The organism is Shewanella sp. 38A_GOM-205m (assembly GCF_000518445.1).
GTDB lineage: Bacteria > Pseudomonadota > Gammaproteobacteria > Enterobacterales > Shewanellaceae > Shewanella > Shewanella algae.
On the sequence record NZ_JADP01000008.1, the window covers coordinates 96,905 to 122,226 of the forward strand.

A 25,322-nucleotide genomic window follows, 5' to 3' on the forward strand; every position below is an offset into this window, starting at 1 on the left:
ACTCAGCTCTCCTTATGCAGCTCGTCGCTGTGAAACTGTGAAATACGCCCGACCAACGCAGGGCTTTCGGATAAGACTTCCTCGACCTTGGGCCCCTGACGGATAAGATTGAGCAGATAGAGATACCCCAAACCAAACACCAGGCTGTAGACCACAAAGAACCCCAGCAGGCTCAGGCTCATATGCAGCTCGCCATGGGCGGAGACCGCATCCCGGGTGCGCATTACCCCATGAATGATCCAGGGTTGCCGCCCCACTTCCGTGGTTATCCATCCGGCCAACAGAGCTATGAGTCCCGATGGTCCCATGAACAGGCTGAAGCGCAGAAACCAGCGGCTCTGGTACAGGCCACCACTGCGTCTGAGCCAAAGGCTGACGACACCGAGCAGCAACATCAGCATGCCCAGTCCGACCATGACCCGAAATGACCAGAAGACGATAGGGACATTGGGCCTGTCTTCCACGGCAAACTCCTTCAGCGCCGGCACCTGGGCCTGGCTGTCGTGCATCAGGATCAAACTGGCCAGCGCCGGGATCTTGAGGGCATAGTCAGTGGTTTCTGTCTCCATATTGGGCCAGCCAAACAGGATAAGCGGTGTCGGCTCCCCCGAGCTGTTGTCCCAGTGCCCTTCCATGGCGGCGACTTTGGCCGGCTGATGCTCCAGGGTATTGAGCCCGTGAATATCCCCAAGCAAAGCCTGCAAAGGTGCACAGGCGAGGATCATCCACAGCGCCATGGAGAACATCTTGCGCACCGCCGGGTTGTCGTTGCCTTTAAGCAGGTGCCAGGCGCCCGATGCCGCCACCATCAAGGCGCAGCAGATAAAGGCGGCCACCGCCATATGCGAAAGACGCGGTATAAAGGAAGGGTTGAAGATGACCGCCAACCAGTCTGTCGGTACCACTTGGCCGGCTTCAATGACAAAGCCCTGCGGCGTGTGCATCCAACTGTTGGAGGCCAAGATCCAGAACATGGACATTATGGTGCCGAGGGCGACCATGCAGGTGGAGAAGAAGTGCAGCTGATCGCCGACTTTTTTCCAGCCAAACAACATCACCCCCAGAAATCCGGCTTCGAGGAAGAAGGCGGTCAACACTTCATAAGTCAGCAGAGGGCCGGTAATACTGCCGGCAAACTCGGAAAAGCCGCTCCAGTTGGTGCCAAACTGGTAAGCCATCACCAAGCCGGAAACCACCCCCATACCAAAGTTGACCGCAAATACCTTGGACCAAAAATGATACAGCTGCTTGTATACCGGATTACGTTTTTTGAGCCAAAGCCCTTCCAGTACCGCGAGATAACTTGCCAGGCCAATGGTGATGGCCGGGAAGATAATGTGAAAAGAAACCGTGAAGGCAAACTGTATGCGTGCCATTTCGAATGCATCCAGTCCAAACATGAACCACCTCAAAGGGTCAATAAACCTGGCTGGCATCTTAAGGACTGAGACAAAACTATAATAGATACAGAAAATACGATTTTATATATAACAGATTGAATAATTGTTATGCTGGGCACGGGCAATAAAGCAGAGTAAACCATGGCCAAATATGAAACCCTGATCCAGCAATTGAGGCAGCAGATACAGAGCGGTGTCTGGCAGGTGGGTGACCGCTTACCTTCACTCAGGGAGCAGACTCAGCAGAGCCAGATGAGTTTGATGACAGTGATGCATGCCTATCAGGTGTTGGAAAGCCAGGGCTGGATAGTTTCCCGCCCCCGTTCAGGTTACTTTGTCGCCCCGAAAGTGGCTGCCCCCAAGCCCCAAGGTCTGCATCGGTCCAGTGCTGTGACCCGCGCCGAGTCGGTGGATATCAACGCCTTTATCTTTGAGGTGTTGCAGGCCAGTCGCGATCCGGGGATCACGGGGTTTGGCTCCGCCTACCCGGATCCCGGTCTGTCGCCCCACAAACAGTTGAACCGGGCCTTGATTTCAAGCGCCAAGACCCTGGATTCCGCCAGCGCTCTGGACAATCTGCCTCCCGGGAACCCGGCGCTCAGGCATATCATAGCCCAGCGCTACGCAGCGCAGGGAATGAGCATCTCGCCGGATGAAATAGTGATCACCGCGGGGGCACTGGAGGCATTGAACCTGAGCCTGCAGGCGGTCACCCGTCCCGGGGATTGGGTGGTGATAGAAAACCCCGCCTTCTACGGCGCCCTGCAGTCGCTGGAGCGCCTCGGTCTCAAGGCGCTCGCCATCCGCACCCATCCCCAGGAAGGGATAGACCTACAGTCTCTGGCCCAGGCGCTGCAAACTCACAGGGTCAAGGCCTGCTGGTTGATGACCAACTTTCAAAATCCCCTTGGCTGCAGTATGAGCGATGACAAGAAGCGTCGTTTGCTGAAACTCTTGCAGGAACACGACTGCTTTTTGATTGAAGACGATGTCTACAGTGAACTCTATTTCGGCAAGGAGAAGCCCCTGCCGGCCAAGGCCTTCGACCCGGACAACAGAACCCTGCACTGCGGCTCTTTCTCCAAGTCTCTGGTGGGCGGTTTTCGCGTCGGTTGGGTGGCCGCCGGCAAGATAGCGCTCAGTATTCAAAAACTGCAACTGATGAGCACCCTGGCCACCAGCACCCCGGTGCAATTGGCACTGGCCCATTACCTGTCGACCCGCAGTTATGAGACCCACCTGCGACAATTGAGGCGCACCCTGGAGCAACGAAAATTCGCCACCTGGCAAGCATTGAAGAACCGCTTACCCGACAGTGTCAGAGTGCATTATGGCGATGGCGGCTATTTTCTCTGGGTAGAGTTACCCGAGGGGCGGGACACCACAGAGCTCTATCGCCAGGCACTCTCACAAGGAATAAGCCTGGCGCCGGGACAGATGTTCTCGGCGCACCGGGAGTTCAGCCACTGTTTTCGCATCAACGCCTCACTGCCTGGTGGGCCAAAGTTGGAGCAATCGATAGCCAGCCTGGCCAAGCTGATAAAAGACGTTTTGTAATAAGTTCAGCTGTCCAAGTCAGACTTCCACCGCCAAGCCGGCCGCCTTCCAGTCGGGGAAACCGGCATTGAGTCGCTTGGCATTAAAGCCCTGTGCCTGCAGCAAGGCCACCGCCTCATCCGACAGGGCGCAATAAGGGCCTCGGCAATAGGCCACTATCTCTGTGTGCTTGGGCAGACGTGCCAGTTCCGCTTCCAACAGAGGCAATGGCAGGTTGAGAGCCCCCGGCAGATGGCCGAGTAAAAACTCCTCTTCGGGACGCACATCCAGCAGCAATACATCACCACTTTCAAGCCGCGCCAACAACGCCTCCCGGGAAACCCCTTCACCACTGCCCGGCTCCGGCTTATGGCGCGCCACCAGTTGATTAACCCGGGAACGCTGAAAATCGGCCAGCTGCGCCAGGCTCTGCAGCAGCACCAACAAGGGACCATCGGCCAGAGAATAGAGTACCTGTTTGCCTTCACGGCGACTGTCCACCATGCCGGCGCGTTTCAGTTGCTGCAGGTGTTGGGAGCAGTTAGCCAGAGTCAGACCGCACTGCTGGGCCAAACGCTCGACCGGCCATTCCCCCTGCGCTATCTGCTCCAGCAGCCTTAACCTGTGGCCATGAGAGAGCACCTTGGCGATATCTGCCAGTTCCCGGTAGTGACTATCGAGCTGCGGCACCTGTGTCTCGGTCAGATTGTCGCTTGACATTTTTTCTTCACCAAACAATCATTCAATTAATTTATTGAATGATAGATTATCATCATCCATCAGGGGCGACAACCGCCCAGCCCGGATGGACAAAATACGACAAGGAGTAAGATAGATGCAGGAATTTCCCTTTTGGCTCAATGCGCTGCTTTTAGGTGTCGGTGCAACTCTGGTAATGGATATTTGGGCCTTGGCGCAAAAAATGCTGTTGGGGATCCCCTCACTGAGCTATCCCATGGTCGGTCGCTGGATAGGCCATTTACCCAAAGGAAAACTGATCCACAGCCCTATCGGCGCCTCGGCTGCCATCAAGGGCGAAGCCTGGCTTGGCTGGGGAGTACACTATCTGATAGGCATCATCTTTGCCGCCATCTTGCTGGCGATCTGCGGTTCGCAATGGCTGCAAGCACCGAAGATCATGCCGGCGCTGCTGCTTGGCATTATCAGTGTATTGGCGCCCTTTCTTATTCTGCAGCCGGGACTGGGTGCCGGCCTTGCAGCCAGACGTACCCCGGCGCCCTGGACAGCCAGAGGCAGAAGTCTGTTGGCCCATACGGTTTTTGGCCTTGGACTCTACCTGACGGCCCTGCTGCTATCTCTGCTTTAAACGCCGGAAACGGGACGTAAAAAAGCCCGCGAATGCGGGCTTTCAATACAGAGAACGGGATTACAGGTTGATCTGTGGGTCCAGTTCGCCGGTCTGATAACGCTTGTACATGGCCTGCAACGACAGCGGCTTGATCTTGGAGCCCATACCGGCACAACCGAAGGCTTCGTAGCGAACGGTACAGATGTCGGCCATGGCTTCCATGGAGGCTTTGAGGAATTTGCGTGGGTCAAACTCAGCTGGGTTTTCAGCCAGGAATTTACGTACCGCACCGGTAGATGCCAGGCGCAAATCTGTGTCGATGTTAACCTTACGTACACCGTGCTTGATGCCTTCAACAATCTCTTCCAGCGGCACGCCGTAAGTTTCAGGGATGGCGCCACCATACTGGTTGATGATCTGCAGCCACTCCTGAGGTACAGAAGAAGAGCCGTGCATGACCAGATGAGTGTTGGGAATACGGGCGTGGATCTCTTTGATGCGGTCGATACGCAGCACATCGCCGGTAGGCTTGCGGCTGAACTTGTAAGCACCGTGGCTGGTACCTATGGCGATGGCCAGGGCATCCACATGAGTATCGGCCACGAAGCGGGCGGCTTCTTCCGGGCTGGTCAGCATCTGCTCGTGGCTCAGGGTACCTTCGGCGCCGATACCGTCTTCTTCGCCGGCCATGCCGGTTTCCAGACTACCCAGACAACCGATTTCACCTTCAACAGAAACACCACAGGCGTGGGCGAAGGCCACTGTCTTGCGGGTAACATCGACGTTGTACTCATAAGAGGCAGGAGTCTTGCCGTCAGACATCAAGGAACCGTCCATCATCACAGAGCTCATGCCGAGCTGGATGGAACGCTGACACACGTCAGGGTGAGTACCGTGGTCCTGGTGAATACACACAGGGATATCCGGATACTGCTCGAGGGCAGCCGCCATCAGATACTTGAGGAACTGAGGACGGGCATACTTACGGGCACCGGCTGAAGCCTGCACAATCACAGGGCTGTCAGTGGCTTCGGCGGCCTGCATGATGGCTCGCATCTGCTCCAGGTTGTTAACGTTGAACGCCGGGACGCCGTATCCATGTTCGGCGGCGTGGTCCAGCAGTTGGCGTAGGGAAATAAGGGCCATTTTTTTACTCCAATAATAGGGTGAATTGCTTCACCGAGGTCGCTATCGCTTGGATTTAACTTGATGCTCCCGGCAAAGCCGGGAGCGGTTTCTTTATAATTCTTTTGATTTTGCTCAGTTACCGCGGGCCTTGAGCATGGCCACAGCCGGCAACTCTTTACCTTCGAGGAACTCGAGGAAGGCGCCGCCGCCGGTAGAGATGTATGACACCTTGTCGGCAATGCCGTATTTGTCCACGGCGGCCAGAGTATCACCGCCACCTGCGATGGAGAAGGCCGGTGACTCGGCGATCGCCTGGGCGATACGCTTGGTACCTTCGCCGAACTGATCGAACTCGAACACCCCAACCGGGCCGTTCCAGACTATGGTACCGGCTTGTTGCAGGATAGCTGCCAAGGCTTCGGCGCTGTCCGGGCCTATGTCGAAGATCATCTCATCGTCGGCAACCTCGGCCACTGGCTTCAAGGTAGCCACGGCTGCTGGGCTGAACTCCTTGCCAACCACCACATCGGTAGGCACAGGGATATCGCCACCACGGCTCTGGGCATTGGCCACCAGGCGCTTGGCTTCATCGATAAGGTCGGCTTCATAGAGCGACTTGCCCACAGGATGGCCGGCGGCGGCAATAAAGGTGTTGGCGATACCACCACCCACTACCAGTTGATCCACTATGCCGGACAGAGATTCAAGCACTGTCAGCTTGGTCGACACTTTGGAGCCACCGACAATCGCCACCAAGGGACGCGCCGGGTTATCCATCGCCTTACCCAAGGCATCCAGCTCAGCCGCCAGCAATGGGCCGGCGCAGGCTATCGGGGCAAACATGCCGACACCATGAGTCGAGGCCTGGGCGCGGTGAGCGGTACCAAAGGCATCCATCACATAGACATCACACAGGGCTGCCAGCTGCTTGGAAAGCGCCTCGTCGTTTTTCTTCTCACCCTTGTTGAAGCGGACGTTTTCAAACACCACCACTTCACCTTGGGCAACTTCGACGCCATCCAGATAGTCTTTTTCCAGACGTACCGGACAGTTCAGCGCCTTGGCCAGATAGTCCACCACAGGCTTGAGGGAAAACTCCTCATTGTATTCGCCTTCGGTTGGTCGTCCCAGGTGGGACATCACCATCACGGCAGCCCCTTTTTCCAGTGCCAACTTGATAGTGGGCAGCGAAGCCCGCAGACGCGCGTCGCTGGTGACCACGCCATCGGCCACAGGCACGTTGAGATCTTCACGGATAAGCACACGCTTGCCCTGAAGATCCAGCTCTGACATCTTGATAATTGCCATTTTTACGCTTCCTTCTTAATCAAAAACAAATCTGTTTCACTAAGGGCAGCGCCTTCCCTGCCACCCTGGAATAATCTGTTGCAGCCTCTCAGGCGCTGCGGGCCTTGATCATCGCCAGCGCCGTATCCAACATACGGTTGGCAAAGCCCCATTCGTTGTCGCACCAAAGCAACAGCTTCACCAGTTGACCATCACTGACCCGGGTCTGGGTGCCGTCGACCACGCTGGAGCGCGGATCATGATTAAAATCGCATGATACCAGAGGCTCATCAGTATAGCCCAGAATGCCCTCAAGCCGGCCATGGGTCGCCTGTTCCAGCACCTGGTTTACCTTGGCAATATCCACTCTGTCATTGAGGGTCACAGACACATCTATGGCGGTGACATTAATAGTGGGCACCCGCACTGAAATGGCCTCGAACTTATCCTTCATCTGCGGCAGGATACGCTCTATGCCGCGGGCCAGCTTGGTGTCGACAGGAATGATCGATTGCCCGGCGGCGCGGGTGCGGCGCAGATCGTCGTGATAGGCATCTATCACCTGTTGATCATTCATCGCCGAGTGGATAGTGGTAATAGCACCGCTCTTGACCCCAAAGTGCCGATCCAGCACATCGATAACAGGGACAATACAGTTGGTGGTACAGGATGCGTTGGACACCACAGTGTGTTCGGCGGCCAACAGTTCCTGGTTGACACCATAGACTATGGTGGCGTCAACATCCGCCGAAGAGGGATGACTTATCAATACCTGGCGGGCACCGGCCTGGATATGAGCCTCGCAGCTCTGCCTATCAGACAGGGCGCCTGTGGCTTCGAACACCAAGTCGATATCCAGCTCGCCCCAGGGCAGTTTGTCTGCCTCCGGCTCGGCCAACAGTCTGATGCTATCGTCCCCCAGTTGCATCATGCCGTCTGCAAGACTCGCGCGGCTATGGAAGCGACCATGGGTGGTGTCATAGTTGGTGAGGTGGACTATAGCCTCGGGCTTGGCCAGTTCATTGATGGCAACGATCTGAATTTGCTGCCTTTTACCCGACTCGTATAAGGCACGGAGAATTGAGCGGCCGATGCGGCCATAACCATTGATTGCGACTCTGATCATGGAGATCCTGTTCCTCTAAAGAGGGATGCTGATTGGGTAACGGCCTGTCTTCCTGACAGGCCGTTGCACTTCCTGTGCGGCATTCCATTGCCTGGTTGCCGCACAGTCATTTCCAATCAGGCAGGCGCGGCTCAGGCGAGCAGAGCCTTACCGGCTTCAACCACTTTATCTACAGTGAAACCGAACATCTCAAACAACTGATTGGCAGGCGCTGACTCACCGAAGCTGGTCATGCCAATAATGCGACCGTTCAGGCCCACATATTTATACCAGTAATCGGCTATGCCCGCTTCCACTGCCAGTCGTTTTGTGACATTGGCTGGCAGTACGGCTTCTTTATAAGCCGCGTCCTGTTGGTCAAATACGTCGGTAGATGGCATGGAAACCACACGCACCTTGGCGCCAGTAGCGGCCAGCTCAGCCTGTGCCTTAACCGCCAACTCGACTTCGCTGCCGGTGGCAATGATGATCAGCTCAGGCGCGCCTTCGCAATCCACCAGCACATAACCGCCCTTGGCCACATCGCTCAGTTGCTCGGCGCTGCGTGGCATCTGGGTCAGGTTCTGACGCGAGAAGATAAGTGAAGTTGGACCGTCTTTGCGCTCTATGGCGTACTTCCAGGCAATGGCAGATTCTACCTGGTCACATGGGCGCCAGGTGCTCATGTTGGGAGTCATACGCAAAGAGGCAATCTGCTCAACCGGTTGGTGAGTCGGGCCGTCTTCACCCAAGCCAATGGAGTCGTGGGTATAGACCTGAATGTTCTGCACCTTCATCAGCGCAGCCATCCGCATGGCGTTACGGGCGTATTCCATAAACATCAGGAAGGTGGCGCCGTAAGGTACAAACCCGCCGTGCAGGGCAATACCGTTGATGATGGCGGTCATACCAAACTCACGCACACCATAGTGCAGGTAGTTGCCGCTGGCATCTTCGGCCGAAATAGGCTTGGAACCTGAGTACATGGTCAGGTTGGAAGGCGCCAGGTCAGCACTGCCCCCTAAGAATTCCGGCAGTATTTTACCGAAGGCTTCCAGGGCATTTTGCGAGGCCTTACGGGAAGCGATATTGGCAGGGTTAGCCTGCAGCTGCTCTATATAGGCTTTGGCATCGGCGTCAAAGTTGGCTGGCAGTTCACCGTTGAGGCGACGCTTGAGCTCGGCAGCCAGTGCGGGGTGAGCGGCTTCATAGGCGGCGAACTTGTCGTTCCAGCTGCTTTCGGCGGCCTTACCGGCTTCCTTGGCATCCCAGGCGGCATAGATTTCAGATGGGATCACGAATGGGTCGTGCTTCCAGCCCAGGAATTCACGGGCGGCGGCGATTTCAGCATCACCCAGCGGCGCACCGTGGCAGTCGTGAGAACCTGACTTGTTGGGAGAACCGTAACCTATGATGGTCTTGCAGCAGATCAGCGATGGACGCGGATCGGCCTTGGCGGCTTCGATGGCGGCGTTGATAGCTTGCGGATCGTGACCGTCGACACCGGCAACCACGTGCCAGCCGTAGGCTTCAAAGCGCTTGGGGGTATCATCACTGAACCAGCCTTCAACATGACCGTCGATGGAGATACCGTTGTCATCCCAGAAGGCGATCAGTTTGCCAAGACCCAGAGTGCCGGCCAGAGAGCAGGCTTCGTGGGAGATACCTTCCATCAGACAGCCGTCACCCATGAAGACATAAGTATGGTGATCGACAATATCGTGACCGTCACGGTTAAACTGAGCCGCCAGAGTCTTTTCCGCAATCGCCATACCTACGGCATTGGTGATGCCTTGGCCCAGAGGCCCTGTGGTGGTTTCGATGCCGGGAGCATAACCATATTCAGGGTGGCCCGGAGTACGTGAGTGCAGTTGACGGAACTGCTTGAGATCTTCAATGCCCAGATCATAACCCGCCAGATGCAGCAGTGAGTAATGCAGCATGGAACCATGGCCGTTTGACAGCACAAAGCGGTCGCGGTCAGCCCATTGAGGGTTCACAGGGTTGTGCTTGAGGTGATCCCGCCACAGGACTTCGGCGATATCTGCCATCCCCATGGGAGCACCGGGGTGGCCGGAATTGGCCTTTTGGACAGCGTCCATACTTAAAACACGGATAGCGTTAGCGAGTTCTTTACGGGAAGACATGCTCTCTCCTGCTTGATCTTAGAGGTCTTGGGCAAAATGGAGCCATATTTTCCCCTACCGGGCAGAAGGACGCAAATAAAATTCGCCCACCCACGGCGCCAAAAGCAGCCCAGGCTTTGCTTTGTGTTTACATTTGCGCCTCATTTGCGAAGCCTGCCGCTCACAAAGCTGTCAACTTGCCTGTCCGCTGATCGCTTTCAACGCAAATGCCAAGGCTGAATTGCCAGAGGAAAAGTCTAGATTCAGATACAGATGAATCTGATAAATTTCAGCAAAATAGCTGAAAACAGTAAAAAAAGATTTTAGTCATTTGAGCCGATTCCTGCGCCATGGCGCACAAATATTTGCGACAAGGGGTGTCATCCAAGTCGAATTCTACTAAAATGGCCGTCTAGATGTAGATGCTTCTACACGTTTGAATTCCACAGACGAGATTTTCCGAATTATGGCAAAACACTTGTTTACCTCTGAGTCGGTCTCAGAAGGACATCCAGATAAAATCGCCGATCAGATTTCTGATGCGGTACTCGACGCGATTCTGGCTCAGGATCCCAAGGCCCGTGTAGCCTGTGAAACCCTGGTCAAGACAGGCATGGTACTGGTAGCCGGTGAAGTCACCACCTCTGCCTGGGTCGATATTGAAGAACTGACCCGTAAAACCGTTCGCGAAATAGGTTATACCCACTCAGATATGGGTTTTGATGCCGACAGCTGTGCGGTACTGAACGCCATCGGCAAGCAGTCCCCCGATATCAATCAGGGTGTAGACCGTGCCGATCCCAAAGAACAGGGTGCCGGTGACCAGGGTCTGATGTTCGGTTACGCCAGCAATGAGACTGACGTGCTGATGCCGGCTCCTATCACTTATGCTCACCAGTTGGTTAAGCGCCAGTCCGAAGTACGCAAGAGCGGCGCTCTGCCTTGGCTGCGTCCCGATGCCAAGTCTCAGGTGACTTTCGCCTACGAAGACAACAAGATTGTCGGTATCGATGCCGTGGTACTTTCTACCCAGCATTGCGACAGCGTCAGTCAGGCGGATCTGGTGGAAGGCGTGATGGAAACCATCATCAAGCCAGTATTGCCAGCCCAGTGGCTGAACAAGGACACCAAGTACTTCATCAACCCAACCGGCCGTTTCGTTATCGGTGGTCCCATGGGTGACTGTGGTTTGACCGGTCGCAAGATCATCGTTGATACCTATGGTGGCATGGCCCGTCACGGTGGTGGCGCCTTCTCAGGTAAAGACCCATCCAAGGTTGACCGCAGCGCCGCTTACGCTGCCCGTTACGTTGCCAAGAACATAGTGGCTGCCGGTCTGGCGGATCGCTGTGAAATCCAGGTGTCTTACGCCATTGGTGTGGCCGAACCGACTTCCATCAGTGTGGAAACCTTCGGTACCGGCAAAGTCTCGCAAGAGCTGCTGATCCAATTGGTTCGTCAGCACTTCGATCTGCGCCCATACGGCCTGACCGAGATGCTGGATCTGGCGCGTCCCATCTATCAAGGCACCGCCGCTTACGGTCACTTCGGCCGTGATGAGTTCCCATGGGAGCAAACCAACAAGGCTGAAGCCCTGCGCGCCGACGCAGGTCTGTAATAGACTCAGCTTGCAAAAAAACCGCCTCAGGGCGGTTTTTTTATATCTATTTATCAGGCGATATCTCAGTAGCAGTGATCGAAATGAGCCGTTTCCATACAGAGGTAACCCAACTGCTCGGCCGATAGCGGCGTGATATCCAACACTTTCATTGGAGTGAATTCGGTATCGGTCAACAGACGGATCTGCACCTGATAACTGTTGCTGCGCCCACAGTCGAAACAGACGCCCAAGGCTTGCAGCAGATAATGCGGCTTGCCATCGATTTGGGCTTCAAAGGCCTTTGCCTGTTCGCCCTGCAGCGCCAAAACAGACACCATGTATCTGACATTATCCCAGGCAGATAGCCTTAGCGACTCACAGGCTTGCAGTAGGGTTTCTGGCGTGTTTTGCATCTTGCTCTCCCGCGTCAAAGCGGCTGTTAGCCCAGCAGCAGATAAAAATCCCTGCCGCAAAGGGTGACAAAGTCCAGGGTGCGCATGCGGCCATCCCTGCTATGGGCTCGTATAGACGTCTCGTTGTCCTCGGCGATCAGTGCCAGCCAAGGCGCACTGATGTTGGCTCTGGCGGTGCCGTAAAGCTTATCAAACACGCCCTTGCCACGATAATCAGGATGCACCCAAACCGGGCCGTAATGCAGAGTTTGCTGCCAGTTCAGCCCCAGGTCAAAGCGATTCTGGGCCAGTTGCCGACTGAGGGCCTGACATAAAGGCGAATGCTTGAGTTTATCCCAACTGCCGGTTATCAGATAACCGACTACCTTAGTCGCGTCCAACGCCAGCCACACATGACCGGCGGCCACCAGAGGTTCAAGCTCCTTGGCTGAAAAGCCCTGCCCTTGCATGCCCTGTGTACGCTCTCTGGCACTCAATTCGTCCTGGCCGAAGCGCTGCTCCAGGCTGGCTATCGTCTCAACATCGGCCGCCTCAGCCTGGCGGTATTGCATGGTTTCCGGCATCAAAAAGACTCAGCAATAAAAGAAGCCGCATTATAGCCAAAGCCTGTTGCAGCCGCACTCGATTTGCGAAATTCCCATACTGCTTCCACACTTAAAGTTGAACTTAAGCCACTCGACTCAGGAAGAGATATGCTCCCGGATACCATAGACCCAGGCAAGAGCCTATTGGAAAATGAAAGCCACAGACTCAACCTTATTCGCTGGATGCATCAATGTGAGCTAATGAAACGTTACTACCAGGCCGACAAAGTCTTTGTGCTGCAAAAGACAGATCAGGGATTCGAAGTCATTGTCAGCGCCGCCGATGCCAGCCACAGGTTCCCGCCCGGCAAGGTATTCTCTGCAGATGAAAGTGTATTCCAGCGTATGGTCGATAGCCCACCCGAGGGCGTCAATCTGGATCTCACCCGCTCCACCAATGATGACAACCCAAAAGAGTTCAGCAATGTCCTGGGGATTCTATCCCGGCCAGTGCTCTGGCCCGACGGCTCGGTATTCGGTTGCCTGTGTGTCATCAATGCCCATGCCAACGAACAGCAACACATAAGCCCTTATATGCTGGAGCCGTTCCAAATTCTGCTGCAGCAAGACTTGGCGCTCTTATGCCAGAGTCACAGAATTGAGTCGCTGTCCATGCGCGACCGGGAAACCGGCATGCTCAACCACTACGGCTTTATCATGATGGCACCCAGGCAGCTTAATCTCGGCCGCCGCTTCGGTGCTCATTCAGGCATTATTTTTTTCGAGTTGATACCCGGGATGAATATGGATGCCGAAACGCTGGCACGTCACCATAGAGAACTCGGCAACCTGATCCTCAATACCATAAGAACCGCAGATATCGCTGCCCACTATAACGACAGCCAATATGTCCTGCTGGTGTTTGTCGATCTGGAGCGGGATCTGGAGCATATCATCAAACGCCTTGAACGGCAGATGAGCCAGTTTTCGGCCCCATTACAACTGGACTCCAGCAGTTGCTTTTTCAGCCCTGACTCTGCCGCCAAGCTGGCGCCTATGCTGGAAAGTGCCAGGGCGGGACTCAAGTCATCCAAACAGCAAAAGAAAGAAGCATGAGCCCCTTGATTCAAAGCACAGAAGAGACGTTAAAAAGACCCAGATCCAATAACCGAATGTTTTCATTTTATTAACGCACGCAGTTGGGTATTCTGAGGCAATCCTTGCCATCACAAATACTATAACTATATGCATGCGCAACTGACGGAAAGAACCAGCAGCTTAAGAGACCATCCCAACGACCCTTTGCAGCTCGACCATTGGCAGAGTCGCTTGGTTACTGTCAGAGAGATGTTTCACGCCCAAACTGTGCTGTTACTGCAACATATGCCAGATACCAAGCTGCAGGTCCTGAGCCACAGCCCGGCGGCTGAAATCCCAACTGAATTTGAAGGTATCGCCTCCCTGCTGCAACACTTTGCAGCTAACCCGGCGGAGACCATCAAGTACCCACTTCATTGGTCCGATGGCAAGCTGTTTGGCGAATTACTGATCCTCAATGGCAAACCCAAGGTGGCATTAGAGCAGTTGCAGTCTTTGCTCGAGCCTATGCTGGCGCTGCTCAAGGCCGAGCTTGGACAGTTGCAACTGATGGAGCAGCTGGAGTCTCTATCTCTGCAGGATGAACTCACCTGTATGCTCAACCCCAGAGGCTTTAATCTGTTGGCGCCGAGGCAACTGAGCCTCAGTCGCCGTTTGGGCTCCCATGCCGGGCTTATGCTGCTGGAAGGCAAGGAGCTGGATTCAAACCGTATTGCCGGACTGCAGCAGGAACAATCCCTGAAAATGCTGGCACGGGTGATACTGGAGAACATGCGCGAAGCCGACATATGTGCCAGATTGAATCACAACCAGTTCATTATTCTGGCATTTGTGGACAGCCAGGCGCACCTGGATATCCTCGCCAGTCGCCTGAAAAAGCAGGTCAGCCGCAGTGATTGTGGCCTGCAGTTATTGGTGGGGCAAAGCTTCTTTGCACCGGACTCCCACTTCGAACTCTCACCCATGTTGGAACAAGCAGAGCAAGATCTGCTGCAATATAAAACTTAACGCCAATCCGGGATAAGCCGCTTATGTTGAGTAAACCAAGCTGCGAACTTGGGCGATTATTGCGGTTTTTGATCCTGAGCCTTGGCCCATTGGATAAAAATAACCACGGGATAAGGGGACATGAATACCAACCCCAAACCTATCAGTGAGGCAATGATCAACATTCCACTGACCTCAAGTGCCATATCGGTCAACATGTAAAGCCCAATGCCGCCAAGCAGCATTAACACACCTATCCAATGTAACAATTTCAGAAGGCCTATCACTGAGTTAGCCCTGGATATCACCCTTCTCCCCCTTTTTAATCCGCGCTATTCTTGTCACACTATAGAGGCTTAATAGACTAATGGAAAAATGACCATGATTAAGAAAACCTTCGTAGCCGCTGCGCTGCTATTTGGTCTGGCTGCATGCCAAACCACCCCGGATACCCAAGGTCAGTATCTGCCACTGGAAGGCAGCTGGCATGTAGAAAGCATTATGGGGCAACCCACTATAGATTACAGCCCTGCCCAGTTGGTTTTTACCAATGACGGCAAACTGTCCGGCAACAACAGCTGTAATAACTTCTTCGGAACCTATTCCCAGGAAGGTCAGAAGCTGAAACTTTCCCCGGCCGGCAGCACAATGAAAGCCTGTGTCGATGCCCTGATGGCCCAGGAGCAACTGGTGATGCAAGCTTTGCCTCAGGTAACCCAAGGTGAAGTCAGCAATGGCAAACTCTTGCTCAAAAGCGATGACGGCAAGGTGTTACTGCAACTCAGCAGCCTCTGAGTTCTGCCTCAAGTCATAAAAAAACCGCCCTCCGGCGGTTTTTTTATGACTGCAACACACTCTCAGTCGCGCTCATATTGCAAAATTCAGCTGCGCCCTTCCTCTGCAGCGCTGACGGCATTCTGCTCGGCTATCAGAGCACTCTGCTGCATATCAGCGTTATAGTGCTCTATATCCAGCTCATTTTCCGACTTGGCAATCACAGTGGTTGCCACCAAGTCGCCGGACACATTAACGACAGTTCGGGCCATATCCAGAATACGGTCGATACCGGCAATTATCGCCACCCCTTCCAGCGGCAAGCCTACAGTGGTCAGCACCAGCGTCAGCATCACCAAGCCGGCACCGGGCACACCCGCAGTACCTATGGAAGCCAAGGTCGCGGTCAGAATAATGGTGATGTAATCGACCCAGGTAAGGTCTATGCCAAAGGCTTGTGCCACAAACAGCGCGGTCACCCCTTGATAGAGGGCGGTACCATCCATGTTGATTGTGGTGCCCAGCGGTAGCACAAAGCTGGAAATCTTCTTGTTCACTCCCAGGTATTCGCTGGCACACTTCATACTGGCAGGCAGACTGCCCGCCGAGCTGGATGTGGTGAAGGCGACCGCCATGGCATTGCTGATCCCCTTGAAGAACTGCAGTGGATTGAGGCGGGCAAACACACTCAATACCAGGCTGTAGAAGCCGACAATATGCAGGAAACAACCGATATAAACGGCAACAATCACCTTAATGAGCGGCAGCAGCATCTCCATGCCGTACTCACCGGCCACCCAGGCCATCAAGCCAAACACCCCATAGGGCGCCAGACTCATTACCATATCGGTCAGCTTGTACATGGCTTCCGCCAGGCTCTCGAATACACGAATCGCTGGCCTGCCATGCTCACCAATCAACACCAGGGCTATCCCCAGTGCCACGGCGAATACTATCACCTGCAGTATCTGCCCTTCGGCCAGAGCCGATACCGGGTTGGTGGGCACTATGTTGATCAGGGTTTCCATTACAGAAGGCGCCTGGGTAGCCTTTTCGGTACCGACCTCAGGGGTCATATTCAGCCCTGAGCCCGGACGTATGACTGAACCGACTATCAACCCCAGGCTGATGGCAATGGAAGTGGTCCCCAGATAGAAGGCAAAAGATTTGAAACCTATCCGCCCCATCTTGGCGGTATCCTGCATTGAGGTCACACCCACTATCAGCGAGCAGAACACCAATGGCACTATCAGCATCTTGATGGTGTTGACGAACAGAGTCCCTATGGGCTTGAGATAGATGGCATCTTTACCCAGTATCAGTCCGGTACTCATCCCCAGAACCATACCTATCAGTATTTTCAGCCACAGCGGCAGCCCCGACCAGCGTGACCATAGACGGCCGACAAGTGAAGGTTGGTGTTTTGACATGTGTAAACCTTGATATTTGAAAAAGAGAGGGGCCATATCCTTGGCGGATGGCCGAGATCAGACATCAAGGCCGGTGCGCGAGTTTAGCACAGCTCGTCTGCAGCAAGGATGATCTGTATCACGCTGCCCGGTTGCAGGTTTGAGTTACCTTGAGCAGTTATCTTGAGCCGAGCCAGGGTAATTCAGGTAAAACCGGAAATGACGACTTTTAATCCAGTCCCCCCTTTGCACCAACATAGGACTGCTGATAAATTGTGCCCGCCCCTACGAGCATTCAAGCAAACAGAACTCAAAGGAATAACTATGCTAATAAGAAAAGGTACCCCAAAAGACACCGAGGCCCTGGTGGCTTTCAACCAGGCGATGGCTCAGGAAACAGAAGGATTGGCACTGGACAGTGACACCCTAAGCAGGGGCGTCAGCACCCTGCTGGAAAATCCCGCCAAAGGTTTTTATCTGGTAGCAGAAATCGAAGGTGAAATCGCAGGTTCCTTGATGGTTACCTTCGAGTGGAGTGACTGGCGCGCCGCAGACTACTACTGGATCCAGAGCGTCTATATCAAGCCGGAGCACAGACAAAAAGGCATCTATCGCGCCCTGTATCAGGAGGTCAAGACGCTGGCCGAAAAGCAAGGTGGGGCAGCCAGCTTCAGGCTCTATGTGGAGCAGGAAAACACCCGAGCCCAACAAGCTTACCAATCACTGGGCATGAGTCAGAGCCACTACCTCATGTACGAGGAAAAGCCTGCCTAAGTTCAGCGCAAATATCGGTTGTCACGTTAACCAGGCCACTTTGACTGAGTTGGCAACCACAAGTAAAAAAATGCCGCTCATCGAGATGAGCGGCATTGAAGCTGAAAGAATAGCGCTTAACGCTCGAGCGTCAGTTCCATCTTGGATACGGTTGCCGCATCAATATCCGCTTCTTTGAACAGCAAGGGACGGAAACGTTTCTCACTGGAGTAGAGCGCGGTCTGATCGGCAAACTCGGGACGCAGAATATTGCTGGTCTCTGAGTAGGTCAGTATCCCTCTCGCCTCCGGGCCCTCATCGGTAAAGCTCACCGCCATCATCCAGCTGGAGCCATAACGAACCTGATAGCCCTTGGCGCTCAGACCGGAATCCAGCGCTTTGCCGCTCAGAATATCGGTTGCCGGAGCGTAAGAGTGCTGCGGGATAAGCGTGTCGTCACCACTGGTCTTAGTGGAAAATACGTTGAAACCACCCTCGGCATGATGACTGCCGGGCCAGGGCAAACGCACGCCACTGGCACTGCCATCCGGCAATGAACGCTCGACAAACTGCACACTGCCAAGGGGCGCATCGACGGCAAAACCGGCCGCTTCCAGGTTGAGCGCGGCATGTGCCAGCGCAGTGAGCGCCGAACCGTCAGGACTCAGCCCTGTGGGAGTGGTCGCCGGCTGCAAATAATCAAAGCCTTGGGTCAACATGGTTTTGTCATTGAACAGGTGGGCGAATTCCCGAAGCAAAGCGCCGCCTTTACTGTCGTTGTCCTGATGACCATTCCAGGCCTTGAGCGCCGCGCAGGCAGCGCTGATATCCTTGGCAAGGGTACCGACCATTACAGGTTCACTGCCCTTGGCCTCACACTGGGCAATCAGATCATCCAAAACCATTTCGGCCAGATAGCTGCGGTTGTTGAGCACTGCCGCCTCCAGTTCATCCAGGTTGAACTTGCCATCACTACCGGCGGCATCACCAAGCAGCTTGAGCCCCATGCGGGTTCTCATGCTCAGTTGGCCACGCTCCGGGCCATACATGGGGGAGAAATACTCCAGCGGCTCGGCCGGGTTGGTAGACCAGAAGGAGTTATTGGAGTTTTGCACAAAGTCTGTGCGTTCCAACTTAGGCGCCCGCTCGAAAGGCGTGGGGCCATCGAAGGCAAACAGTGAGGTATTGCCCGGCAATATGGTAAAGCCAGCCTGCGCCTTGGCCGCCTTGATCTCAGGGGAAGTCTTCAGCAATACCACAGCCGCCTCGGATAATCCCGGCACGGTAGAGTCATCGATATAGAAGGCGTTGCCTTCCCTGTCGGCATACATGGTGTTATTGAAGATCATGCCGTCATAGTCTTTAAATGCCTGCACAAATTCCTGTTTGTTGGCGGCCATGTTCATCGCCAGCCAGTGATCCACGGGATCCATGGTCGCCATGTTGGCATCCTGCAACATAAAGGCCTGGCCATCATCCCAGCCAAAAGGTGCCTGGGTAGCAGGCGCTTCGACTATAGGTCCCTTGGGAGTGGTATAGATATCTTTTTCGGCTACCAGCATACCCGCCGGACCGGCATTGACCAGCACCTTCACGGTTTCCTTGCTGATAGGCATAGGCTCACCGTCAACCAGATACTGCATTCGGTCGCCGGAAACCAGCTCCAGGTTATAGACCACAAAATGTTCGGCGGTGGAGAAGGTATGGGTCCAGGCGAGATCTTTGTTGAAACCAATATTGATTGGGCCCGGCATGCCGACAAGAGAGCCGCCCATTACATCCAGGTGTCCGGGAATGGTGGCATGGGACTGCCAGAACCTCAGGTTACCCGTATGCGGGAAGTGCGGGTTCCCCAGCACCATGCCCTTGCCGTTTTCCGTCTTGTCTTTGCCAAGGCCCCAGCCGTTGGAGCCCAGTTCACCCGGGTTGGTCTCCGGGGTGGCAATATTGGCGGCTCTGGCAATCAGCTTGCTGTAGATGTCATTGACAAAAGCGGTCTGGGCGGCAGAGGCCGGAGCAGGGCCGACTATTCGCGGCAGATATTCATCACCATCACCCGGATTGGCGTAAAAGATCAGATCCAGGAAGTTGGCCGCCCCCGGTAACAAGGCAATTGAAAACAGGTAGGTCACCACATCTTCAGGTTCAATAGGCTTGACCCAGGGTTGCCCGGCACAGAAGGGCTCGGCCTGTTGCTTGCCTTCGGCCACATCGCTTAAATACCGGTTATAGCCGGCGACAAACCCGCTGATCAGTGCCCGGGAGTTTTCACTGAATTCAGGCCATTTGGCCTCGGCCTGAGCTCTGACCTTGAGCGCCTTATAGGCAAAGTCGGAGATCAGGTTGCCATTGTCTTCCCGGGCCGGGATCCCTGTGGTGAAGTCCAGGCTGGCATGGGGGCCGAAATACATGGAACGCTCTGAGTTGGCCTTAACAAAACCATCGGCCAGGATGCACAGATTGTCCTGCGCCTGCACATAGCCGTTACCGAATCCCAGGCTTTCCAAATTGTCGGCTTGAATGTGAGGTACACCGAAACTGGTGCGCCGAACGCTGACCGAGAGCTTGCCGTCCGGTGCAAATGCCTGCAGTGTGTTGTCGACCGGAGGCGGGTTCTGATCATTGTCGTCATCCGAACAGCCAACGAGTGCCAGGGTGCCTGCCAGCCCCATGGCGTACATGAGTTTGTTGAATTTCATTATAATTATCTCTTTTTTAATGCCATTTATCCGACAAGGCCCAGCCCCTTGAACAATACAACTCCCCAAAAGCCATACGGGTCTGTCGTGGCGCTTATGTCGTGTCCCTCGGTGCATCTTGCGTTGTGATTTATGGCACGTCACAATGACGCCCAATTCAAGGTCGCACCTCCGACCATTTAAACAATGATTTAAACAGTCGTCCACATTAAAGACTCATAAAATAAACAAATATGAAACAAAAACAGTTACAGATAGTGGTGGGTTCTACCAACCCGGTAAAACTCAAAGCCGCAGAGAATGCGGTTCGCGCCCTGCATCCCGACGCCGAAATCCACTGCCAAGCCATGAAGGCGCCATCCGGTGTGGCGGAGCAACCCATGACAGATGCCGATACCCGCCAGGGAGCCATCAACAGGGTGGAATGGTGCAAGGCGAATGCAGATGCAGATTACTATCTGGCAATGGAAGGTGGGGTGGATGATTTTCCCCAGGGGCCGGCCACCTTTGCCTATGTCGTCATAGCCACCAAAGAACGCCTCTGCGTCGGCCGCAGTGCTCACCTGCCCCTGCCGCCCAAGGTTTATGCCGCGCTTAAGGCCGGTGAAGAACTGGGGGATGTGATGGATTCGCTGTTCAATACCGTCAATGTCAAACAGGCAGGTGGCGCCATAGGGCTCTTGACCCAAGGGCATGCTACTCGCGAGAGTATTTATCACTCGGCCTTGCTGCTCGCATCGGCGCCACTGCGTTACCCGGAGCTTTACTGATACCTGTCACCGCTGTTATTAATAACGGCGGTGTTGTTGACCGCCCCACCTCAATCTTTCCCAAGCGACCTGTGTAAATACGGGATAATTACCAAACCCAGCTGTTGCAAATAGATACAGACTGAGCTAACTTGAATTCAGAATTAGTTGCTTATCGCAACCATTTTATCTTTTTGCGAGGTAACCCCTTAGATGTCCCTCAGTACAAAACCGCTAAGTTCGGGCTCATCCAAGCCTGATGTTAAAGAGCCGGGCAATCGCCAGGAAGCATCTCAGGATGAACTGGCCCAGGTTAGCCCTGTGCTCAGACATCTGTCTCGTCATCTGGTACGGCAGCTGGGTATGTTGTCCGGTGCCTGCGGGCAACTGCCGCTGACACCTGTGCAGGCACACACACTGCTGGAGCTGGGACAGCAAGATCTCAGCATTAAAGAACTGAGTAGCCTGCTCAATATAGATAAATCCAATGCCAGTCGTGCCGTCAGTCATCTGGTCAAGAAACAACTGGCCCAAACCAAGGCCAATCCCAGAGACAATCGTTGTCTGCAGGTAAGTCTGACTCCGGCCGGGCATAAGATGTTGAAACAACTGGATAACCAGCAGGATAATCAATTTGCTGACATTCTTGCCCAGTTGGCACCGAGCGAAGTGACCCAACTGGAAGCCAGCCTGCGCTGCTACAACAAGGCGATTACCAAAGCCAAGAGCCAACAGGGGGTGGTAATCAGGCCACTTCAGGCGGCAGACGATGCCGGGCTGGCCGCCGTGATACGTGCTGTATCGGCCGAATATGGCCTGACTCCCGATAAGGGTTACAGTGTGGCCGACCCGACCCTGGATCACCTGAGTCGCCAATATGGGCAGCCAGGCAGCCGGTATTGGGTAATTGAAAAACAGCAGCAACTGCTTGGCGGTGCCGGCATAGCACCCTTGCCCGGCGAAAATGGTGTGTGTGAGCTACAGAAGATGTACTTTATGCCCATAGTGCGAGGCCTGGGGCTTTCCCGCCGTTTGGCACTGCAATGTCTCAGCTTTGCCCGCGAGCAGGGATATAAGGCCTGTTATCTGGAAACCACCAAACTGTTGCCGGAAGCGCTCGGCCTCTACGCCAGTCTGGGCTTTACCGTCCTGCCCAAGCCCCTTGGCAATACCGGCCACAGCGCCTGTGAAATTCCCATGTTGCTGACACTCTAGCCGAGCAAGCCTCTAACCAAGCAAGCCGCTGCCACCGGAGGCTCTGGTGGCAGCTACGGCCCACACCTAAAAAGCGCACCAACACAATAGATGCAATGCCGCTGTGATTGCTGCAGCTATTCCCGGAGTGTGACTTTGGCAATCGGTTATGCCTGCCCAAAGTCCTCAATTGCCACCTCTCCCTTGATTGATTCATCAGCGATGGTGTTATGCAACAGATTGAAATCCAAACCATACTTCCCATTCCTGCACCTCCCGCTCAACAAACTGAAAAACAACAAAAGTGACACGAAAACAGTTTTATTTATTGACAATCAACCTCTGTCACTTGTTAGCTTGCAGATAAGGAAATTAGCGGGAGCTTTCAATGGAATACAGACGTATCCCCCACTCCACTCTGGAAGTGAGCAAACTGTGCCTCGGCACCATGACCTGGGGCGAGCAAAACAGCCAGGCCGACGCCTTCGCCCAGTTGGATATGGCCCTAGCCGAAGGGATTAACTTTATCGACACTGCCGAGATGTATCCGGTGCCGCCAAAACCCGAGACTCAGGGTGAGACCGAACGCATCCTTGGCGCCTATCTCAAGGCCCGCGGCAACAGAGACAACCTGGTGATTGCCACCAAGGTGGCGGCTCCCGGCGGCAAGAGTGACTATATCCGCAGCAAGATGGCACTGGACTGGCGCAATATCCAGCTGGCGGTGGATGCATCATTGCAGCGCCTGGGCGTAGACTGTATCGACCTCTACCAAATCCACTGGCCCCACAGAAACTGTAACTTCTTCGGCGAACTCTTCTATGAGCAGCAGGAGCAGGAGTCGATGACCCCCATCCTGGATACCCTAGAAGCCTTGAGCGAAGTGATCCGCGCCGGCAAGGTGCGCTATATCGGGGTTTCCAACGAAACGCCCTGGGGCCTGATGAAATACCTGCAACTGGCAGAGAAACATGGCCTGCCGCGGATTGTCAGCGTGCAGAACCCCTATAACCTGCTGAATCGCAGCTTTGAAGTGGGCATGAGTGAAATAAGCCACCGCGAAGAGTTACCGCTGCTGGCCTACTCGCCATTGGCCTTCGGTACCCTCACAGGCAAGTACTTAAATGGCCAATGGCCAGCAGGCGCCAGGTTGACCCTGTTCAAGCGCTTCGCCCGCTATACCGGCACCGAGTTGGCGCTTGAGGCCACCGAGGCCTACGTCAAGCTGGCCCAAAAATTCCACCTGAGCCCGGCACAGATGGCACTGGCATTCGTCAACTCCCGTCCCTTTGTGGGCAGCAATATCATAGGCGCCACCAATCTGGAGCAGTTAAAGGAGAACATTGCCGCCTCGCAGCTTAAGCTGAGTAATGAACTGCTCGGTGAACTCAACTCGCTATCGAGCCGCTTTCGCCTGCCCTGTCCTTAAGGGCTGAGATATTTCGCCTTGCATTGGGCGCACAAATCCATAAAGATCTGTGCGCCCTTTTGATTGAAGATCCACAGCAATGAGCACTCCACAGTTGCGCGCCCAGTTTCCCGCGCTCACCCAGATGTTGGGGGATTATCCCCTGGTCTATCTCGACACGGCCGCCACCAGCCAAAAACCCCGGCGGGTGCTGGAAGCTATGGCGCGTTTTTACCGTGAAGATTGCGCCAATGTGCACAGAGCGGCCCATCAGCTTTCCGCCCGGGCGACCCAGGCCTACGAAGCTGTGCGTGATGCCTTGCAACATTTTATCCATGCCGCCCGGCGGGAAGAGATCATCTTCACCCACGGCACCACCGAAGCCATCAACCTGCTGGCCTGGGGCCTTGGCAAGCGCTTTGGCAAGGATGACCTCATTCTGGTCGACAGCTGCGCTCATCACGCCAATCTGCTGCCCTGGCAACAACTGGTCAAACGCAGTGGTGCCAGGCTGGAACCCATTCCGCTGGATAAAGATCTGCGCCTCGATAAGGCGGCCTTTAGTCTGCTGCTCCAGCAAAAGCCCAAATTGGTGGCCCTCAGCCATGTTTCCAATGTATTGGGTACGGTCAATGACATACAAGCCTTGTGTCAGGATATTCGCGCCGCCGGCGCCATCAGTGTGGTGGATGGTGCCCAGGCCGTCGCCCATCTGCAGTTGGATATGCAGCAACTGGGGTGCGACTTTTATGCTTTTTCCGGCCACAAGATGTATGGCCCCAGCGGCATAGGCGTACTCTGGGGCCGCTATGAATTGCTGGACACCTTGGAGCCACTGCTGACCGGCGGTGAGATGATAAAAACCGTCAGTTTCCAAGGCAGTACATTTGGCGACTTGCCCAACCGCCTCGAAGCCGGCACCCCGCCGATAGCCGAGGTCATAGGTCTGGGAGAGGCCGTTACCTTTCTCGAACAGCAGGACAGACAAGCCCTGGCACTTGCCGAACAAAAACTGCTGAACCAGCTGCAACAGGGGTTATCCGCCATTGCCGGGGTCGAACTTTACGCCGCCCACGGGGATAATCTGGGCGCCGTGGCCTTTAACCTCAAGGGTGAGCATCACCAGGATGTAGGCATACTGCTGGATCAACAAGGCATAGCGGTACGCTGCGGCCATCATTGTGCCATGCCACTGATGTCGCTGATGGGTATCAAGGGCTGCTGCCGGGCCTCTGTGGGGATCTACACTGATGAGCAAGATATCAAACGTTTTCTCGATGCCCTGAGGGCAAGCGCCGAGCTACTGGGATATTGAACCATGACAAAAACACTCTCTGCTGCCGACTTTATCCAGTTTGCCAAGCAAACCCAGGCGCCCCTGGCCGACTTATTTGAAGCCGTCTCCTCGGCCAATAATTGGCAGGACAGATACCGCCAGTTGATGCAAGGAACCAAGCTGTTGCCGGCCCTGCCACCCGAATTGCAGACTGAAGCCGCCCGGGTACGCGGCTGTGAAAGCGCCGCCTGGCTCTACCACTGCCAAATCGAGGGCAAGCATCTGTTTATTGCCGACAGCGAGGCCCGTATCGTCAAGGGGCTGATCGCCCTATTGCTGCATGCGGTGAATAACAGCGATAGCCAAACCCTGGCGCAATTTGAGCCCAAGGCTTATCTCAAACAACTGGGTTTGGAGGGGCAACTGAGCCCATCCCGCAGCAACGGCCTCTATGCCCTGATAGGCAGAATCATCGAGCTCAGCCGAGGGTAATGCCATGATGCTTTTTTCAGCGCTTCAACTATCCAGCTCACATCGGAGAATAATT

At 54.8% G+C, this 25,322-nt stretch carries 23 protein-coding genes; 12 read left to right on the forward strand and 11 right to left on the reverse strand.

Annotated features, from left to right (window positions below; genetic code table 11):
• Positions 1–2: 2 nt before the first annotated feature.
• Positions 3–1,400, reverse strand: a complete 1,398-nt coding sequence (locus N512_RS0109615) for a cytochrome ubiquinol oxidase subunit I (protein ID WP_028780185.1) — start codon at positions 1,398–1,400, stop codon at positions 3–5.
• Between the two features lie 141 nt (positions 1,401–1,541).
• On the opposite strand from N512_RS0109615, the gene N512_RS0109620 reads away from it, so the two are divergent.
• Entirely contained in the window at positions 1,542–2,957 is a 1,416-nt protein-coding gene (locus N512_RS0109620; protein WP_028780186.1) for an aminotransferase-like domain-containing protein, read from the forward strand.
• 18 nt (positions 2,958–2,975) lie between these two features.
• Here the strand turns inward: N512_RS0109620 and N512_RS0109625 are convergent, their stop codons facing one another.
• Positions 2,976–3,656 (reverse strand): ArsR/SmtB family transcription factor, encoded by a 681-nt coding sequence (locus N512_RS0109625; RefSeq protein ID WP_107006082.1) that lies wholly within the window; start codon positions 3,654–3,656, stop codon positions 2,976–2,978.
• Positions 3,657–3,771: 115 nt separating this feature from the next.
• On the opposite strand from N512_RS0109625, the gene N512_RS0109630 reads away from it, so the two are divergent.
• Positions 3,772–4,263, forward strand: a complete 492-nt coding sequence (locus N512_RS0109630) for a DUF2938 domain-containing protein (protein ID WP_028780187.1) — start codon at positions 3,772–3,774, stop codon at positions 4,261–4,263.
• A gap of 60 nt (positions 4,264–4,323) precedes the next feature.
• Here the strand turns inward: N512_RS0109630 and fba are convergent, their stop codons facing one another.
• The 4 genes from fba to tkt form a co-directional block, all read right to left on the reverse strand.
• A complete protein-coding gene (gene fba / locus N512_RS0109635) occupies positions 4,324–5,391 on the reverse strand; it encodes a class II fructose-bisphosphate aldolase (protein ID WP_025886945.1) in 1,068 nt (355 codons plus the stop codon).
• A 114-nt stretch (positions 5,392–5,505) separates the two neighbouring features.
• Entirely contained in the window at positions 5,506–6,681 is a 1,176-nt protein-coding gene (locus tag N512_RS0109640) for a phosphoglycerate kinase (RefSeq protein WP_025886944.1), read from the reverse strand.
• Between the two features lie 88 nt (positions 6,682–6,769).
• A complete protein-coding gene (gene epd, locus N512_RS0109645) occupies positions 6,770–7,786 on the reverse strand; it encodes an erythrose-4-phosphate dehydrogenase (protein WP_025010017.1) in 1,017 nt (338 codons plus the stop codon).
• 131 nt (positions 7,787–7,917) lie between these two features.
• Complete coding sequence (tkt, locus tag N512_RS0109650) at positions 7,918–9,912, reverse strand: transketolase (RefSeq protein ID WP_028780188.1); 1,995 nt, start codon at positions 9,910–9,912, stop codon at positions 7,918–7,920.
• 445 nt (positions 9,913–10,357) lie between these two features.
• On the opposite strand from tkt, the gene metK reads away from it, so the two are divergent.
• Positions 10,358–11,509 (forward strand): methionine adenosyltransferase, encoded by a 1,152-nt coding sequence (metK, locus tag N512_RS0109655; RefSeq protein ID WP_025010015.1) that lies wholly within the window; start codon positions 10,358–10,360, stop codon positions 11,507–11,509.
• Positions 11,510–11,574: 65 nt separating this feature from the next.
• Here the strand turns inward: metK and N512_RS0109660 are convergent, their stop codons facing one another.
• Positions 11,575–11,904 carry a hypothetical protein gene (locus tag N512_RS0109660; RefSeq protein WP_037474648.1) on the reverse strand — a complete coding sequence of 110 codons (330 nt, stop codon included), beginning with the start codon at positions 11,902–11,904 and terminating at the stop codon, positions 11,575–11,577.
• A 26-nt stretch (positions 11,905–11,930) separates the two neighbouring features.
• Positions 11,931–12,467 (reverse strand): GNAT family N-acetyltransferase, encoded by a 537-nt coding sequence (locus tag N512_RS0109665; RefSeq protein ID WP_156029142.1) that lies wholly within the window; start codon positions 12,465–12,467, stop codon positions 11,931–11,933.
• A gap of 129 nt (positions 12,468–12,596) precedes the next feature.
• On the opposite strand from N512_RS0109665, the gene N512_RS0109670 reads away from it, so the two are divergent.
• Both N512_RS0109670 and N512_RS22715 read left to right on the forward strand, forming a co-directional pair.
• Positions 12,597–13,544, forward strand: coding sequence for a deoxycytidine triphosphate deaminase (locus N512_RS0109670; RefSeq protein ID WP_028780191.1), 948 nt, complete (start codon positions 12,597–12,599; stop codon positions 13,542–13,544).
• 129 nt (positions 13,545–13,673) lie between these two features.
• Entirely contained in the window at positions 13,674–14,534 is an 861-nt protein-coding gene (locus N512_RS22715; RefSeq protein WP_051472739.1) for a GGDEF domain-containing protein, read from the forward strand.
• A 56-nt stretch (positions 14,535–14,590) separates the two neighbouring features.
• On the opposite strand, the gene N512_RS0109680 is transcribed toward N512_RS22715, so the two are convergent.
• The gene (locus tag N512_RS0109680) at positions 14,591–14,800 is read right to left on the reverse strand and encodes a hypothetical protein (RefSeq protein WP_028780192.1); all 210 of its coding nucleotides are present in this window, start codon (positions 14,798–14,800) and stop codon (positions 14,591–14,593) included.
• A gap of 94 nt (positions 14,801–14,894) precedes the next feature.
• Here N512_RS0109680 and N512_RS0109685 point away from each other — a divergent pair, with 94 nt between their 5' ends.
• A complete protein-coding gene (locus N512_RS0109685) occupies positions 14,895–15,308 on the forward strand; it encodes an META domain-containing protein (protein WP_025886935.1) in 414 nt (137 codons plus the stop codon).
• Between the two features lie 86 nt (positions 15,309–15,394).
• Here N512_RS0109685 and N512_RS0109690 read toward each other — a convergent pair whose 3' ends face one another.
• The gene (locus tag N512_RS0109690; protein WP_028780193.1) at positions 15,395–16,717 is read right to left on the reverse strand and encodes a dicarboxylate/amino acid:cation symporter; all 1,323 of its coding nucleotides are present in this window, start codon (positions 16,715–16,717) and stop codon (positions 15,395–15,397) included.
• Between the two features lie 303 nt (positions 16,718–17,020).
• Between N512_RS0109690 and N512_RS0109695 the strand changes: the two genes are divergently transcribed.
• Positions 17,021–17,470, forward strand: coding sequence for a GNAT family N-acetyltransferase (locus N512_RS0109695; RefSeq protein WP_028780194.1), 450 nt, complete (start codon positions 17,021–17,023; stop codon positions 17,468–17,470).
• 116 nt (positions 17,471–17,586) lie between these two features.
• Here the strand turns inward: N512_RS0109695 and N512_RS0109700 are convergent, their stop codons facing one another.
• Positions 17,587–20,148 (reverse strand): acylase, encoded by a 2,562-nt coding sequence (locus tag N512_RS0109700; protein ID WP_028780195.1) that lies wholly within the window; start codon positions 20,146–20,148, stop codon positions 17,587–17,589.
• Between the two features lie 233 nt (positions 20,149–20,381).
• On the opposite strand from N512_RS0109700, the gene yjjX reads away from it, so the two are divergent.
• From yjjX to N512_RS0109730, 5 genes are all read left to right on the forward strand, one after another.
• The gene (gene yjjX / locus N512_RS0109705) at positions 20,382–20,918 is read left to right on the forward strand and encodes an inosine/xanthosine triphosphatase (protein ID WP_025010008.1); all 537 of its coding nucleotides are present in this window, start codon (positions 20,382–20,384) and stop codon (positions 20,916–20,918) included.
• 192 nt (positions 20,919–21,110) lie between these two features.
• Entirely contained in the window at positions 21,111–22,112 is a 1,002-nt protein-coding gene (locus N512_RS24045; RefSeq protein WP_081737123.1) for a bifunctional helix-turn-helix transcriptional regulator/GNAT family N-acetyltransferase, read from the forward strand.
• A 367-nt stretch (positions 22,113–22,479) separates the two neighbouring features.
• The gene (locus N512_RS0109720) at positions 22,480–23,520 is read left to right on the forward strand and encodes an NADP(H)-dependent aldo-keto reductase (RefSeq protein WP_028780197.1); all 1,041 of its coding nucleotides are present in this window, start codon (positions 22,480–22,482) and stop codon (positions 23,518–23,520) included.
• A 79-nt stretch (positions 23,521–23,599) separates the two neighbouring features.
• The gene (locus N512_RS0109725; protein ID WP_028780198.1) at positions 23,600–24,814 is read left to right on the forward strand and encodes an aminotransferase class V-fold PLP-dependent enzyme; all 1,215 of its coding nucleotides are present in this window, start codon (positions 23,600–23,602) and stop codon (positions 24,812–24,814) included.
• A 3-nt stretch (positions 24,815–24,817) separates the two neighbouring features.
• Positions 24,818–25,267 (forward strand): SufE family protein, encoded by a 450-nt coding sequence (locus N512_RS0109730; RefSeq protein ID WP_028780199.1) that lies wholly within the window; start codon positions 24,818–24,820, stop codon positions 25,265–25,267.
• Positions 25,268–25,322: the final 55 nt, after the last annotated feature.